Annotated in this window: 1 protein-coding gene; it reads left to right on the top strand. The window is 57.9% G+C overall.

Annotated features, from left to right (window positions below):
* On the top strand, positions 1-412 hold a 412-nt coding region (locus tag IHV84_RS20235; RefSeq protein WP_198848172.1), incomplete at its 5' end, for a transposase.
* Positions 413-630 lie beyond the last annotated feature (218 nt).

The raw sequence follows: 630 nt of genomic DNA, 5'->3' as shown, positions 1-630 counted from the left end.
CGGATATGCAGAGCGCGAAGCGGCCAAGGCCATGATCAACGATGCGCGACAGGCATTGCCCGGCGATGACCCCATCACGATCACGCTGGGCGCAGACAAGGGTTACGACGCCAGGGAGTTCATCGACGCGCTGCAAGAGATGAACGTGCTGCCCCATGTGGCGCAGAACAAATCAGGGCGTCAATCGGCGGTGCCTGACAGGATCGCGGGCAGCGAAGGCTACGCCATCTCCCAGCAAAAGAGAAAGCTGATCGAACAAGGCTTTGGCTGGGCCAAGACGGTGGGGCACATGCGTCAGGTGGTGGTGCGCGGGATCAAGAAGGTTGATCAGCTGTTTGTGCTGACGATGGCGGGCTACAACCTCACGCGACTGCGCAGCTTGGGGCAAATCCGTCTGCAGGGGCAGGTGTAAAGGGAAAAGGATCAGAAAACCGTGCTGTACGGCTGAAAACACGCAGGTTTTACGGGCTGACTTCCAGCATACGGAAAGCTGCTGCGAAAAATGCGCTTGCAGCCGCTGAGCAGGTTCGGACCCACGGGAGTATTTCAGCAGCCTGCTAGGCTTGGCGGAAAAAACGGCTTTGTTGCATAAATCGGCCATAGGCCAAGGCATCCCCAATCCCAAAAAGA

The sequence above is a fragment of the Acidovorax sp. IB03 genome (assembly GCF_016406015.1).
Taxonomy (GTDB): Bacteria; Pseudomonadota; Gammaproteobacteria; order Burkholderiales; family Burkholderiaceae_C; genus Acidovorax; species Acidovorax temperans.
Note: the sequence above shows the minus strand (reverse complement) of the source record. Positions and strands in the feature narration are given on the sequence as shown.